Raw genomic sequence first — 16,358 nt, 5'->3', positions numbered from 1 at the left:
ATGGCATCAACCTATACCCGTCCAAAGCCTGATGGCCGGGTCGAACAGCAAGCCGGTTCAAGTGGGACGTCTAACCACTACATAAGTCTATTTAATGGTAAAAGAGTCTCTTGCCATCAGTCCTCTGGTGGTACAGCCAAGAATCTGGACGATAGCAGACGTATTGAAGATGCTTTTTGGCAACAAAAAATGTTGCAAGGGCGTCAAATCACCACGGCTTGTGTGATTACAGCTTACGGCAATGATAGAACGTCTCTTAGAAGCGGTTTCTTCCTGCAAAAACTCTGCTTAAGGAACATTCTCCATAACAATAGAAACATCACCCCGGATCAGGTTGTCCGGGCGTTTAACCTGAAACCAGATCGGAATAAGAGCGAATTAGCGATAGCGTGCTTCAAAGCGGAATGTTGCCTGAAGGGGCTGCCAATGAACGACCAACGGCTCACACCGGAGGCAGTGGTTAAGGATTTCCCGGATAGCCCGGAGGGCAGAATGGCACTGGCGCACTTCAAGGAAAAATGTTGCCTGAGTGGCCTGGCGTTGAATGACCGGCAGTTCACACCGGATGTCGTGGTTAAGGATTTCCCGGATAGCCCGAAGGGCAGACTGGCCCTGGCGCACTTTAAGGAACACTGTTACCTGAAGAAGGTGATGTTGAATGGCCAGCAAGTCACAACGGAGGCGGTGGTTAAGGATTTTCAGGCAGTCGGGGCAACAAGTGCGCTGGGGCGTTTTAAGGAACATTGTTGCCTGAAGGGAGTGAAATTGAATGGCCAACTGGTCACAGCGGAGGCGGTGGTTAAGGATTTTCAGGCAGCCAACGCAAAACTGGAGCTGGCACGCTTTAAGCAGCAATGTTGCCTGATGGGGCTGACGTTGAATGACCGGCAGGTGACACCGGAGGCCGTCGTTAAGGATTTTCAGGCAGCCAAATCAATACTGGGGCTGGCGCGCTTTAAAGCGGAATGTTGCCTGAGAGGTGTGCCACTGAACGGCCAGCAGGTGACACCGGATGAGGTGGTCAGGGATTTTAAGGCAGCCAAAGCGGCACTGGCACTGGCGCGCTTTAAAGAGCAATGTTGTCTGAATGGGCTGATGTTGAATGGCCAGCAGGTAACACCGGATATGGTGGTCAGGGATTATCAGGCAGCCAACGCAACACTGGAGCAGGCACGCTTAAAGGCGGAATGTTGTCTGAGAGGGCTCCCATTGAATGGCCGACAGGTGACACCAGAGGCAGTGGTCAGGGACTTTCAGGCACTCAGGGCAACACGGGAGCTGGCGCGCTTTAAAGCAGAATGTTGCCTGAGGGGCCTGACGTTGAATGGCCGGCAGGTGGCACCGGATGTGGTGGTTAAGGATTATGCGCGGGGTGGATGGCTGCTTGAAAGTGCAATTTTTTATGCTCAGCTGGCATTGAGTGCCAGGGCATTGAATGGCCGGTATCTGGATAACAAGGAAGTATTGGCCGCGTTTCATCAAGCTCCGGGGGATCATTCTTCAAAGCAGGTCAGGTATCTGATTCAAAGGCTGAGACAATCCTGGCAGTACGATGAAACCAAAGAAGTTCAGGATTTTCTGCAAGCGGCCTGGCGAATCTTGAACAACGTATCGATCAAAGGTGATGAACAACACCGGCTGCAATGCATATTGAAATTCATGGCTATGCATCATGAGTTGCTAATTGATCATAAGCGGGTGTCCGCAGAGCAGGTATTGCATTCCATCAAAATACTGAGGCGTTCATTTCAGAATTCACGCCTTCATTTCTTTTTCCTGGCATACTGCTATATCAACAGCCAGTCTGTTAATAGACGACAGATCCATAAAGATCAGGTTATGGCGTGTCTTCAGAGTTTTCCTGAAGCCAGCAAGCTCCGCCACGCTTTAAGCTGCTGGTTTGAACAATGCAGCCCGGCATCCAATATCATGGATGAGTTGCTGTTCAAATCGGATTTCCTTTCCGAGGTGATACCCGATACAGAGAACTCTGGCCGAAGAGCAACATCGGTAGAGGTATCCGTTGCCAATCCTGACAGGGAGGAACTATTCCCTTATCAGGCCAGGGAATACCGGGATGAAACAGAACCTGTGTCTGTTACCTGGGCAATGATCGTCAGTGGGTATCAACCCCTGAAACAATGGCCACGAACAGGCGCAACGAGTGTCCGGGGAGTTCCACAGTTAAATGCGCTAACGCTGAAAACACTGGAGGTTATTCAGGAAATCAATAGTGCCAATACCGCTCCAACCATTCTGATTACCGGTTCATACTCACGTTTTTTACAGAACCTCTGCCCGGTATTTAATGATATTGATATTATCTGCACGACAGAAGGGGTCGCCAGAGCGCTTTTTGACAAGCTGCAGGCACTGAAAACCGACAGGGATTCAGAAATTCCAACAAACATCATCATCTCATCAATCCCGGGATGTCAGGCGATTAAACTGCCAAAAGCCTACAATATTCATCTTACAGACGATGATTTGGGTGTGAAAGCAATGGAGTTTCAGGTCAGTGTTGATGACAGAGTCATCCATGAGAATGCAGAGCGATCTGCCGTTCGCGTTCCCGGCGTTGAGAGGCCGGTATGGTATTTGTCGTTTGCTGAAGAAACCAGGCTTATGAACGATACGCTAGAACACCTCGCTGAGAACCTCGACCCGTTGACAGAGCAATTGCAACAAGGGGCGGTATTTGACTTACCCCGAACGCTTCTTTTTAACAACCCTATGAACACCGGGGAACGCATTTATGGCTTGCTGATGCGCTCCCTGCTTACTCTGAATAAAGCCAGGCAATTTATCGCTCTTTACTCTGAGCAGCAAACCGGAAGATCAGACTTTCGGACTGACCAGCTGCAAGAACAACTGCAAGAACAACAACAACGCCTGCATACACTGACTGCGAAGCTTCAAACGAAATTGAATGGCCATGTTTGCCGTCATGATTTTGAGCACCGGGTAAATGGCTGTCTATCGACCATGCATAATGATTACCAGATCAAGAGGAAGGGCTTTATCAAAGCGCTGCTGGCGATGATGAACCCTGAATATGATCAGATAAATGTGACCACCGGCTGCTCCTCCCCCGAACACTCCATACTGGAACCTAACCATTATTTTTAGGTCTGACAGTGGTATTTATGGTTAAAGTGCGCCGGGTTTTATTCTGAAAGCAACAGCATCAACCTACTCATCTCCACATTCTGCTGGTCGGTTTGGTCAACAAGCCGGTTCAGGCGGGGTTCCTGATTGTTCAAAAAGCACCTGTAACCGCAAAAGCGTTGCAAGTCATCCGTCTTATAGAGCCACAGCCACCCCCTCAGATATTGGCAAATGTACTGAGGATGCCTTTTGGCAAAAAAAAACATTAGAAGGGCGTCAGATAACCACGGCTGTAGTGCTTGCTACCTATGGAAATGAGAAAACGTCTCTCAGAAGCGGGTTCTTCCTGCAAAAGCTCTGTTTACAGAACATTTTACATAGCAATAGAAAAGTTACCCCGGATCAGGTCATTCAGGCATTCAACCGGCAGCCGGACCGAAAGAATAAGTACAAATTAGCAATAGCACGCTTCAAGGCCGAATGTTGCCTGAAGTGTCTGCCGTTATATGGCTATCAGGTTACACCGGGTGAAGTGGTTAAGGATTTCCCGGGTAGCCCGGAAGGCAAACTGGGGATAGCGCGTTTTAAGGAACAATGCTGCCTGAAGGGCCTGATGTTGAATGGTCGGCAGATTTCACCGAATGCGGTGGTTAAGGATTATCAGGCAGCCAACGCAAAACTGGAGTTGGTGCGCTTTCAGGAACAATGTTGCCTGAGGGGACTGTTGTTGAATGGTCGGCAGTTCACACCGGATGCGGTGGTTAGGGGCTATCAGGCATTAAAGGCGACACTGTCGCTAGCGCGTTTTCAGGAACAATGCTGCCTGAAGGGGCTGTTGTTGAATGGCCAGCAGGTGACACCGGATGCTGTGGTTAAGAATTATCAGGCAATCAAAGCAACACTGGAGGAGGCACGCTTCAAAGCGGAGTGTTGCCTCAGGGGGCTGACATTGAATGGTCGGCAGGTCACAGTGGATGAAGTGGTTGAGGGCTACCAGATAGCCAACGCACCACTGGAGCTGGCACGTTTTAAGGAACAATGTTGCCTGTGGGGTCTGGTGTTGAATGGTCAGCTGGTTACACCGGATTCTGTGGTCAGGGATTTTCCTGATAGCCCGGAAGGTAGACTGGGCATAGCACGTTTCCAGGCGGAATGTTGCCTGAGGGGGCTGTTATTGAATGGCCAGCAGGTCACACCGGCGGCAGTAGTCAAGGATTATGAGCGTGGTGGCTGGTTGCTCGAGAGAGCTATTTTTTATGCTCAGCTGGCATTGAATACAAAAGTATTGGATAGAGCCTGTCTGGATGATCAGAAAGTATTAGAAGCATTTAATGACGTTCCCGGGGATCATTCTTCAAGGCAAGCCAGGTATTTGATGCAAAGCCTGAAACCTCCTCAGCGGTACGATGACGCCAATGAAGCTCAGGATGTACTTCAAAAGGCCTGGCAAATCTTAAGCAACGTATCGGTCCAGGACGATGAGCAACTCCGACTGCAATGTATATTGCAATTCATGGCGATGCAGTATGAATTGACCATTGATCATCTGAGAATAACCGCAGAACAGGTACTGCAATCAATTTCAACACTGAGATGCTCATATCAGAATTCACGCCTGTATTTCTTCTTTCTGGCACAGTGCCATATCGCGAGACAGCCTGTTAATGGACGGCAAATCCGTAGGGAGCTGGTTCAGGAATGCCTTCAGAGTTTTCCCGAGGGAAGCAGGCTGCGCAATGCGTTAGGCTGCTGGTTTGAACAATGCAGCCTCGCAGCCAATATAACGGATTCTTTACTGGTTAAACGGGTAAGTGCCGTTACCTCGGGTAGTGATAATTCTGACGGATATAAAGATTCTGTCGTACAAAAGGAGGCTTCTGTTGCTATTGCCGCTGGTGCAGTTCAAACCCGGAAGCACTTGCCAAAAGAATGGACAGCAACAGGCGGGCCGGGGGCTCCGAACCATCAGATTCCGCAGTTAAATGCGCTAACGCTGCAAACCCTGGAGATTATTCAGGAAATCAATGGTGCCAGTAACGATCCAGCCATTCTGATTACCGGTTCATACTCCCGTTTTTTACAGAACCTCTGCCCAGTATTTAATGACATTGACATTATCTGCACGACAGAAGCGTCTGCCAAAGCACTCTTTGATACGCTGCAGTCACTGAATACCGACAGGGACTTTGAAATCCCCAAAAACATCACCATCAGGCTAATACCGGGATGTCCGGCAATTAAACTACCAAACGCTTATAATATTGAGCTTGAATACGGTGATTTGGGTACCAGGGCAATGGGGGTTCAGGTCAGTGTTGATGACAGAGTCATCCATGACAATGCAGAACGATTGGCCGTTCACATTCCCGGTGTTGAGAGGCCGGTATGGTATTTGTCGTTTGCTGAAGAAACCAGGCTACTGAACGATACGCTGGAACACCTCGCTGAGAACCTTGATGCGCTGACAGGGCAATTGCAACAAGGGGCGGTATTTGACCTGCCGCGAACCATTCTTTTTAATTTTCCGAAAAGCCCTGATGAGCGTATCTATGGCCTGCTTATGCGCGCTCTGCTTACCCTGAATAAAGCCAGACAGTTTATCGCTCTGCACTCTGAACAAAACCCCGGGAGTTCTAACTGCCTGGCCGGCCAGCTTCAACAAGAGCAACATCGCCTTCATGTGCTTAGTGCGAATCTTCAAGCCAAATTGCATAGCCATGTTTGCCTTGATGCTTTTGAGCAAAGAGTTAACGACTGGCTAACGACAACTCACCATGTTAATGATTACGAGATCAAGAGGAAGGATTTTGTCAAAGCGCTGCTTGCGATGATACATCCTGAATAAGTGCAAGTGTGCGCTAGTCCTTTTTCACCGCATTCACTTTCATTTAGACGTCAGCAGCGTCGCCTTAATCGCTGCCGTATGATATCAATGTCTGTCGCTCGACACCTTTTGGTTCATAATCGGCAACGTTAATGGGTGAGTTTTTTTCGATGTACTCACGAATCACTTCTGCGTCCAGAAAGCCAGTATCTACAAAGCCCGGATAGGAACTCACATCAGGATACTTATCACCTCCCCTTGCAGAGAAACTCAGAGTTGCCATCTTATAAGTTTTATTCCTATCCAGTGGTTTCCCGCCAATACGAACATGTTCAATTCCCGATGCGGTGATCACCATCTCAACACCAGAGAAGTGAGCAAATGCACCGCTATTAGCGGGCATTTGACCAACAACCTCCAGGTAATCGAGAACTTGCTGACCAGACATATCAACAGTAGTCAGTGTGTAGCCGAATGGAAATACGATCAGAGCATCTTTATAAGTAATCTCCCCGGCATTGATGCTGGCACGAATCCCGCCTCCATTGGTTACCGAAAAGTCAGCACCGGTTTTGTCCATAAAAGCCCGGGTCAGTAACGTGCCCAGATTGGTTGGCTGGAACCGCACTTCATTACGTTCGCCCATTAAGCGTTGGTCGACACTGCCAATTTTAACATCAACCAGTTTTGCTCCGGCCTCCTGATAAGGAGAAAGAAGCCTCATCATTGCTTCATGATAAGGAATTCTGGTTTCACTTCCCTTGTGGTTAACAGGGATCAGCTGGTAATCAATAAGTTCGAGATCCCCCTGTTGATAAACGAAGTCTGCGCGCCCAACGTATTTGCCCCACTCATGGGCCTGTACGATCCAGGTGTCATTTTGCAGATCAGGCTCAAACAATGGATCCTGGGAGTGACCGCCAACAATCAGGTCGATGCCGTTTACGGTTCGAGCAAGCGTTACATCACCGGGAGCCTTAACACCATGATTGCCATTGGGGTAGTGACCCATGTGCGTTGAAGCAATGATCACATCGGCCTTCTCTTCCAGTTTGGGCAGTAATTCACGCGCTACCTCAATCGGGCTTGCAAATGTCAGACCTTGCACATTCTCAGGATTAGACGTTTTAGGGGTATCGTCTGTGGTTAAACCCATAACCGCGACACGAAGACCATCAAGATTGAACATGGTGTAAGGCGCAAACAATGGCTCCCCACTTTCCTGATCGACAATATTGGCTGACAGGAATGGAAACTCTGCCAGTTCTTCCTGCATCGTCAATATATCTCGCGGGTTATCAAATTCATGGTTGCCAACAGCCATTGCATCGTACCCAAGCATATTCATGCCTTTGAAGTCAGGGACAGCGTCCTGCAGGTCTGACTCGGGTACACCTGTATTAATGTCGCCCCCGGACAGTAGCAGCACATGTCCACCTTCTTCAGATACTTCTTTGCGAATCTCCTCAATCAAAGTCATGCGGGCTGCCATCCCGAACTGATCTTGCCTGTCATGCCAGAACCGACCATGATGGTCATTAGTGTGCAGTACCGTGAACTGGTAAGTTTTATCCGGGTCGAAGGCGGTGCCCGTTTGTTTTTCCGGAATAAGGGAGTATGCGCTAACCATAACAGCAATAGCAGCGACGGTCAGGGGAGCTGGTTTTGATAATTTAAATGCCATTTAAATGATGTCCTAAAGAATAAAAAGAAAAAATTGTTTTATTTGTATGAGTGAGTTGCATAAATCTCGTTATATCAAGAGAGGTTAACTGCTTAACAGCTGTAGCTCAAATCGTCAGAGATATTAGAGGCTGGTGTAAAAGTTACACCTATTTCCGGATCTGGAAAAAAGATGGCACATGGAAGAAGGTACATGATGCGCTTCGTGATCAGGTACGAATTCAGGCGGGAAAGAGCCACAACCAACAGCAGCAAGCATTGACTCCCAATCCGTGAAAACATCGGTAAAAGGGGGGATCGAGGCTATGATGGTGGAAAGAAAATAAAAGGCAGAAAACGCCATATAGCATTCGCATAATGCTGAGAAGGCTTAAGTGGTTTTAAAACACCGCTCTTAGGTTGGACATTAAGCTTATCCCTTCATTTTTATTGGGGTTTCGGATGGAACCACGAAGGACACGAAGAGCACAAAGAAGAGCTATTCTTTTCCTTCGTGCTCTTCGTGTCCTTCGTGGTTCCATCTTTAACTTGCAGAGGAGTAGGCGCTTAATGTCTACCCTAAGAACAGCCGCTAAGTGATATAGAGCCTTGACCCTGTGGCGGGATGTTTACCCTGGCTTTTATTTGATCAATACATGGTTTCATTGAATCCTGGCTCCCAAGCTGGTTAACCGGGATTTCAATGACCTCAAATCCTGATTTTTGCAGCAGTGCGATTTTAAGCAGAGTGGAACCATTTCTGGTTTTGAAATCACCGCCCACATAATGAGACGATCCCTGAACTTCAATCACCATGTTGTGATCTGGCAGTAGCAGGTCAACCGGCGGTAATGCATGCAGACTCTTTTCTTCTTCAATCTTCAAGGATGGAATGCATGATTGGAGTTGATCGCGGAAGTCGGTTTGAGGTGTTGAAATGGTTGTCTGGTAGTGGGGGACGACCGGACAGGCTCTCCCAAGCCAACTGGCGGCCATGGCAATGATGGAATGTTCCTCCTGATTATCCGGGGAGGTATTTTCCATGCGTGTAAACAGGACATTCATTTGCTTTTCAAGCACGTTATTTTTATTGCCATTGCCGTCCAGAGTCAACCTGGCACAGCAAACCATCACTCCCCATAGAGACATCAATATCGTTTGCCGGGAGAGCTGAGGGTTTTCACTGATTCGGTAGACAAGTGATTCGAACGTAGAGGTAACTGCGTTCAGCTCAACGAACTCACCCAGTTTCGCCATGGCCCACAGCAGGTTGGCGATACCTTTGGCATGAAATTGGTCTTTCTGTGCGATTACGTGGGGTAACAGTACGGCCACGGCCTCTTGGAGCTCTGGTGTCTTCTCCTGCCCGTTGTCCACCAGTTTCGCCATGGCCCACAGCAGACTGGTGATTTCCAGTGGTTTAAAGTTAGCTTTCTGTATATTCACCATGGGCAACAGAATAGCCACGGTAGCTTTGATCCCTGGTGCCTGCCCCTGCCCGTTGTCCAACAGTTTCGCCATGGCCCATAGCAGGTTGGCGATAGCCTGGGCAGCAAATTGATCTTTCTGTGTGTTCACCTGGTGCAACAGCGCGACAACTGCCTCATTAAGTTTTGGAGTCTGCTCCTGCCCGTTGTCCACCAGTTTTGCCATGGCCCACAGCAGGTTGGAAATTCCCTGTGGTTTAAAGTTAGCTTTCTGTCCGTTCACATGGGGCAACAGCGCGGCCACGGCCTCGTTGAGCCCTGGTATCCGGTCCTGCCCATTGTCCACCAGTTTCGCCATGGCCCACAGCAGGTTGGCGATTTCCTTTGGATTAAAGTTAGCCTTCTGTGTCACGTGGGGTAACAGGGCGGTCACAGTCTCTATGATCTCTGGTGGCTGTTCCTGTTCGTTGTCCGCCAGTTTCGCCATGGCCCACAGCAGGTTGGCGATTTCCTGCAGTTTAAAGCTGGCTTTCTGTATATTCACCAGGGGCAACAGAACGGTCGCAGCTTTGTTGAGTTCTGGTGTCCGCTCCTGCCCGCTGTCCACCAGTTTCGCCATGGACCACAGCAGATTGACGATATGCTGGGGAATAAATTGGTCTTTCTGTGTTTCCACGTGGGGCAACAGCGCGGCCACGGCCTCTTTGAGCCCCGGTGTTAGCTCCAGTCCGTTGTTCACCAGTTTCGCCATGGCCCACAGCAGGTTGGCGATATCCTGAGCATTAACCCGGTTTTTCTGTGTGTTCACGTGGGGCAACAGCGCGACTACGGCCTCTTTGAACTCTGGTGTTTGCTCCTGGCCATTGTCCACCAGTTTCGCCATGGCCCACAGCAGATTGGCGATACCCTGTGGTTTAAAGTCAGCTTTCTGTGCGTTCACGTGGGGCAACAGCGCAGCCACGGCCTCGTTGAGTCTTGATGTCCGCTCCTGCCCGTAGTCCACCAGTTTAGCCATGGCCCACAGCAGGTTGACGATACCCTGTGGTCTAAAGTCAGCTTTCTGTGCGTTCACCCGGGGTAACAGCGCAGCCACGGCCTCGTTGAGTCTTGGTGTCCGCTCTTGCCCATTGTCCACCAGTTTCGCCATGGCCCACAGCAGGTTGGCGATTTCCTGTGGTTTAAAGTCAGCTTTCTGTGCGTTCACGTGGGGCAACAGTGCGGCCATGGTCTCTTTGAACCCCGGTGTCCGCTTCTGCCCGTTTTCCACCAGTTTCGCCATGGCCCAGAGGAGGTTGACGATAGCCCGGGCCTTAAATTGGTCCTTCTGCGCTTTCACCCGGTGCAACAGCACGGCCACAGCCTCGTTGAACTCTGGTGTCTGCTCCTGCCCGTTGTCCACCAGTTTGGCCATGGCCCACAGCAGGTTGACGGTACCCTGGGCATTAAATTGGTTTTTCTTTACCTGCACGAGGGGTAACAGCGCGGCTACCGCCTCGTTGAGCCCTGGTGTCCACTCCTGTCCGTTGTCCACCAGTTTGGCCATGGCCCACAGCAGGTTGGTGATATTCTGGGCATTAAATTGGTTTTTCTGCAGGTTCACGTGGGGCCACAGCGCTGCCAGAGCCTCGTTGAACTCTGGTGTCCGCTCCTGCCCATTGTTCACCAGTTTCGCCATAGCCCACAGCAGGTTGGCGATATGCTGAGGAATAAATTGGTCTTTCTGTGCGTTCACGTGGGGCAACAGCGCGACGGCTGTCGCTTTGAGGCCTGTTGTCTGCTCCTGCCCGTTGTCCACCAGTTTCGCTATGGCCCACAGCAAGTTGGCGATATCCTGGGTATTAAATTGGTCTTTCTTTTCGTTCAGGTGGGACAATAGGGCGGCTACGGCCTCGTTGAACTCTGGTGTCTGCTCCTGCCCGTTGTCCACCAGTTTCGCCATGGCCCACAGCAGGTTGGCGATTCCCCGGGTATCAATATCTCTGGCTTGAGGTTTTTGGTTGCAGTTAAATATTATTGCATCAAGTAGCGTTGACAATAAGGCAGCTTGAGTCAGCTTCACACGCTCATCCATGGGTTTATGAGGGGTAAAAACACCCGCTGAAGTCAATGAATGAAGTGTTGTCGTCAGGCTTCGCCAATTCCAATGCCGTGTTGCAGTAAAATTTTGCAGCAGACGTATCAGCTGGCCTTGTTCCGCTCGATTTAACGGTCTTTTAGCAGCTGTCGTGTATTTTTTAATTGAACTGGCATATTGGCCGTGATATCTCCCGTCATAGCGATGACCGAAGCGACCGGATTTTCTCAACAGGTCATCCATTATTTCCTGTTTGATGAGGGCATTAAAATCTTGAGCAGGGTTTACTGAACGGCGCTGCAGATATTGAGAAGAGTATGGGCCAGAAGAATGGTGACATTCATGACGTCTCGGGGTCGTTCGGGGGGGATTATCCCAATGTGTGACTGTACCCTGTCGATATCGCCCACGCCTTGAAGAAGCGGCACGGTTATCCGGTTGGTTCTCATCATTACCCGGTCTTGGGTATTGACCACCAATACCAGCAGAGGTTGGATACATAATTATATTTCATTAATTCATGAGAATATAAAAACAGACTGCTCTTTTGTTCAGAAGTTCATTTTGATCAAATGTCTATAAACACAAGCAATTGGGGAAACCCATCTACCAAACAGTGACAACCATTGATCAATCTGGATCACCTGTGGGTATGGTCGAAAAGCTGGAAGCTCTCCTGGCATGTGAAAACGGTTCTTGAGTCATGATGGAAGGGAGGAGATTACTGGCTTTTTTCTTCTCTTCCTTTTCTTTTTTCTTTTTGGTTTGCTTGTTTGATCTTCTAAATGTTCTTCGGTGGTTAAGTCACAGTGATCTTTAACTGATACAGAGCCATAACCCTGTGGTGATATGTCTGTCCTGGTCTTTATTTGATCAATGCATAGTTTCATTAAATCCTGGCTCCAAAGTTGGTAAACCGGGATTTCAATGACCTCAAATCCTGATTTTTTCAGCAGTGCGAGTTTAAGCAGAGTCGAACCATTCCTGGTTTTAAAATCATCAATCACGAAATGAGAAGGACCCTGAATTTCAATAATCATGTTGTAATCTGGCAGTAGCAGGTCAACGGGAGGTAATGAGTTCAGACTCTTTTCTTCTTCAATCTTCAAAGATGGAATGCATGATTGGAGTTGATCGCGGAAGAAGGTTTGAGGTTTTGAAATGATCGTCCGGTAATGGGGGACGACCGGACACGTTCTCCCAAGCCAGCTTGCGGCCATGGCCATGATGGATTGATCCTCTTCATTGTCCAGGGATATATTTTCCAGAAGAGTAAACAGGTCGTCCATGTGCTTTTCAAGCCAGTTATTTTTATTGGCCTTGGAAACCAGAAACCACCTGGCACAGCATACCATTATTCCCCAGAGAGACATCAATATATCTTGCTGAGAGAAGTGTGGGTTTTCACTGATTTTGTAGACAAGCGATTCGAACGTGGATGTACTCACATCCAGCTCAATGAGTTCACCCAGCCTTCCCATGGCCCACAGCAGGTTGGCGATACCCTGGGCGTGAAACTGGTCTTTCTGCGCGTTCACGTGCGGCAACAGCGCGAACACAGCTTGTTTAAGCCCCGGTGTCTGCTCCTGCCCGTTGTTCACCAGTTTCGCCATGGCCCACAGCAGGTTGGCGATATCCTGGGCATTAAATTGGTCTTTCTCTACGCTCACATGGGGCAACAGCACAGCCACGGCCTCGTTGAGCCCTGGTGTCTGCTCCAGACCATTGTCCACCAGTTTTGCCATGGCCCACAGCAGGTTGGCGATCTGCTGAGGAATAAATTGGTCTTTCTGAACGCTCACACGGGGCAACAGCACGGCCACGGCCTCGTTGAGCCCGGGTGTCTGCTCCAGACCATTGCCCACCAGTTTCGCCATGGCCCACAGTAGGTTGGCGATCTGCTGAGGAGTAAATTGGTCTTTCTGAACGCTCACGTGGGGCAACAGCACGGCCATGGCCTCGTTGAGCCCTGGTATCTGCTTCAGCCCATTGTCCACCAGTTTCGCCATGGCCCACAGCAGGTTGGCGATACCCTGGGCATTAAATTGGTCTCTCTGTGCGTTCACGTGGGGCAACAGCGCGGCCACAGCCGCGTTGAACTCTGGTGTTTGCTCCTGGCCATTGTCCACGAGTTTCGCCATGGCCCACAGCAGGTTGGTGATCTGCTGAGGAATAAATTGGTCTTTCTGTATGTTCACGTGGGGCAACAGCGCGGCCACGGCCTGTTTGAGTTCTGCTGTTCGCTTCTGCCCGTTGTCCACCAGTTTCGCCATGGCCCACAGCAGGTTGGCGATACCCTGAGGAATAAATTTGTTTTTCCCTGCGTTCACGCAGGGCAACAACGCGGCCACGGCCTCTTTGAGCTCCGGTGTCTGCTCCTGCCCGTTGTCCGCCAGCTTCGCCATGGCCCACAGCAGGTTGACGATATCCTGGGCATTAAATTGGTTTTTCTGTGCGTTTACGTGGGACAACAGCCCGGCCAAGGCTTTGTTGAGGCCTGGTGTCTGTACCAGCCCGTTGTCCAACAGTTTCACCATGGCCCACAGCAGGTTGGCGATATGCTGAGGAATAAATTGGTCTTTTTGTGCGTACACGTGGGGCAACAGCGCAGCCACGGTCTCTTTGAATTCTGGTGTCAGCTCCTGACCGTTGTCCACCAGTTTCACCATGGCCCACAGCAGGTTGGCGATATGCTGAGGAATAAATTGGTCTTTGTGTGCGTTCACATGGGGCAACAGCAGGGCCACAGTCTTTTTCAGCCCCGGTGTCTGCTTCTGCCCGTTGTTCGACAGTTTCGCCATGGCCCACAATAGGTTGGAGATTTCCTGTGATTTAAAGCTAGCTTTCTGTGCGTTCACGTGTGGCAACAGCGCGGCCACGGTCTCTTTAATCTCTGGTGTCCGCTCTTGCCCCCTGTCCACCAGTTTCGCCACGGCCCACAGCAAGTTGGCGACTCCCTGGGCATCAATATCCCAGGCTTCAGGTTTTTGGTTGCACTTGAACGTTATTGCATCAAGTAGCGTTGACAATACCTTAGCTTGAGTAGACTTGACACGCTCATCGATGGGTGGATGTGGGGTAAACACGCCCGCTGCAGCCAATGAGTGAAGTGTTGTCGTCATGCTCCGCCAATTCCAGCTTCTCGTTGCGGTAAAATTTTGCAGCAAACGTATCAGTTGGTTTTGTTCCGTTCGATTTAACGGTCTTTTAGCAGCTGACGTGTATTTTTTAATTGAACTGGCATATTGACCGTGATACCTCCCATCATAGCGATGACCGAAACGATCGGATTTATTCACCAGACCATCCATTTTTTCTTGTTGGATGAGGGCATTAAAATCTTGAGTTTGGTTTACTGAACGGCGCTGCAGATATTGAGAAGAGTATGGGCCAGAAGAATGGTGACATTCATGACGTCTCGGGGTTGTGCGGGGGGGATTATCCCAATGTGTGACTGTACCCTGTCGATATCGCCCACGCCTTGAAGAAGCGGCACGGTTATCCGATTGGTTCTCATCATTATCTGGTCTTGGGTATTGACCACCAACACCAGCAGAGGTTGGATGCATAATTATATTTCATTAATTCATGAGAATATAAAAAGCAGACTGCTCTTTTGTTCAGAAGTTCATTTTGCTCAAGTGTCTATAAACACAAGCAATTGGGGAAACCCATCTACCAAACAGTGACAACCATTGATCAATCTGGATCACCTGTGGGTATGGTCGAAAAGCTGAAAGCTCTCCTGGCATGTGAAAACGGTTCTTGAGTCATGATGGAAGGGAGGAAATGATTTGCTCTTCTGAATGTTCTTCGGTGATTATGTAACAGTGATCTGAGGGTTGCCATTCTTTATCTGCAGTAACGCTTACCTCATCTGACCCCCCTTTTTTATGTGATACAGAGCCATGACCCTGTGGCGGGATGTCTACCCTGGTCTTTATTTGATTAATGTATGGTTTCATTAAATCCTGACTCAAAAGCATGTTAACCGGAATTTCAATGACCTCAAATCCTGCTTTTTGCAGCAGTGCGATTTTAAGCAGAGTGGAACCATTCCTGGTTTTGAAATCACCGCCCACATAATGAGACGATCCCTGAACTTCAATCACAATGTTGTGATCTGGCAGTAGCAGGTCAACCGGCGGTAATGCGTTCAGACTCTTTTCTTCTTCAATCTTCAAGGATGGAATGCATGATTGGAGTTGATCGCGGAAGTCGGTTTGAGGTTTTGAAATGTTTGTCTGGTAATGGGGGACGACCGGACACGCTCTCCCAAGCCAACTGGCGGCCATGGCAATGATGGATTGTTCCTCCTCATTATCCGGGGAGGTATTTTCCATGCGTGTAAACAGGTCATTCATTTGCTTTTCAAGCACGTTATTTTTATTGCCATTGTCGTCCAGAGTCAACCTGGCACAGCACACCATCACTCCCCATAGAGACATCAACATCGCTTGCCGGGAGAGCTGAGGGCTTTCACTGATTCGGTAGACAAGTGATTCGAACGTAGAGGTAACTACGTTCAGCTCAACGAACTCACCCAGTTTCGCCATGGCCCACAGCAGATTGGCGATATTTTTGGCATTAAATTGGTCTTTCTGTGCGATTACGTGGGGTAACAGTACGGCCACGGCCTCTTGGAGCCCTGGTGTCTTCTCCTGCCCGTTGTCCACCAGTTTCGCCATGGCCCACAGCAGATTGGTGATTTCCAGTGGTTTAAAGTTAGCTTTCTGTATATTCACCAGGGGCAACAGAATAGCCACGGTAGCTTTGATCCCTGGTGCCTGCTCCTGCCCGTTGTCCAACAGTTTCGCCATGGCCCACAGCAGGTTGGCAATACCTTGGGCATCAAATTGATCTTTCTGTGTGTTCACCTGGTGCAACAGCGCGACAACTGCCTCATTAAGTTCTGGAGTCTGCTCCTGCCCGTTGTCCACCAGTTTCGCCATGGCCCACAGCAGGTTGGCGATATGCTGAGGAATAAATTGGTCTTTCTGTGCATTCACGTGGGGCAACAGCGCGACCACGGCCTCGTTGAACTCTGGTGTTTGCTCCTGGCCATTGTCCACCAGTTTCGCCATGGCCCACAGCAGGTTGACGATATGCTGAGGAATAAATTGGTCTTTCTGTGCATTCACGTGGGGCAACAGCGCGACCACGGCCTCGTTGAACTCTGGTGTTTGCTCCTGGCCATTGTCCACCAGTTTCGCCATGGCCCACAGCAGATTGGCGATACCCTGTGGTTTAAAGTCAGCTTTCT

General features: G+C 49.6%; 6 protein-coding genes and 1 pseudogene. 3 read left to right on the top strand and 4 right to left on the bottom strand.

Annotated features, from left to right (window positions below; translation table 11 throughout):
* Both J7439_RS08000 and J7439_RS07995 read left to right on the top strand, forming a co-directional pair.
* Nucleotides 1–3,129, top strand: coding sequence for a hypothetical protein (locus J7439_RS08000; protein ID WP_209201307.1), 3,129 nt, complete (start codon nt 1–3; stop codon nt 3,127–3,129).
* Nucleotides 3,130–3,403: 274 nt separating this feature from the next.
* Nucleotides 3,404–5,953 (top strand): hypothetical protein, encoded by a 2,550-nt coding sequence (locus tag J7439_RS07995; RefSeq protein WP_209201306.1) that lies wholly within the window; start codon nt 3,404–3,406, stop codon nt 5,951–5,953.
* Between the two features lie 64 nt (nt 5,954–6,017).
* Here the strand turns inward: J7439_RS07995 and ushA are convergent, their stop codons facing one another.
* A complete protein-coding gene (ushA, locus tag J7439_RS07990; protein ID WP_209201305.1) occupies nt 6,018–7,616 on the bottom strand; it encodes a bifunctional UDP-sugar hydrolase/5'-nucleotidase UshA in 1,599 nt (532 codons plus the stop codon).
* Between the two features lie 247 nt (nt 7,617–7,863).
* Between ushA and J7439_RS26990 the strand changes: the two are divergent.
* Nucleotides 7,864–7,961 (top strand): annotated as a pseudogene (locus J7439_RS26990) (IS5/IS1182 family transposase); the annotation flags it as partial.
* A 212-nt stretch (nt 7,962–8,173) separates the two neighbouring features.
* On the opposite strand, the gene J7439_RS07985 reads toward J7439_RS26990, so the two are convergent.
* From J7439_RS07985 to J7439_RS07975, 3 genes are all read right to left on the bottom strand, one after another.
* Nucleotides 8,174–11,596, bottom strand: coding sequence for a DUF1601 domain-containing protein (locus J7439_RS07985; protein WP_209201304.1), 3,423 nt, complete (start codon nt 11,594–11,596; stop codon nt 8,174–8,176).
* 200 nt (nt 11,597–11,796) lie between these two features.
* The gene (locus tag J7439_RS07980; RefSeq protein WP_209201303.1) at nt 11,797–14,664 is read right to left on the bottom strand and encodes a DUF1601 domain-containing protein; all 2,868 of its coding nucleotides are present in this window, start codon (nt 14,662–14,664) and stop codon (nt 11,797–11,799) included.
* Between the two features lie 201 nt (nt 14,665–14,865).
* The coding region (locus J7439_RS07975; RefSeq protein ID WP_209201302.1) for an RAP domain-containing protein at nt 14,866–16,358 on the bottom strand (1,493 nt) is incomplete at its 5' end.

It is taken from the genome of Salinisphaera sp. G21_0, assembly GCF_017744115.1.
GTDB lineage: Bacteria > Pseudomonadota > Gammaproteobacteria > Pseudomonadales > Endozoicomonadaceae > Endozoicomonas.
Note: the sequence above shows the minus strand (reverse complement) of the source record. Positions and strands in the feature narration are given on the sequence as shown.

Bases quoted from the DNA above. Each gene is read 5' to 3' on its own strand.
- J7439_RS08000 (WP_209201307.1), top strand. From the start codon at position 1: ATGGCATCAACCTATACCCGTCCAAAGCCTGATGGCCGGGTCGAACAG.
- ushA (WP_209201305.1), bottom strand. From the start codon at position 7,616: ATGGCATTTAAATTATCAAAACCAGCTCCCCTGACCGTCGCTGCTATT.
- J7439_RS07985 (WP_209201304.1), bottom strand. From the start codon at position 11,596: ATGTATCCAACCTCTGCTGGTATTGGTGGTCAATACCCAAGACCGGGT.
- J7439_RS07980 (WP_209201303.1), bottom strand. From the start codon at position 14,664: ATGCATCCAACCTCTGCTGGTGTTGGTGGTCAATACCCAAGACCAGAT.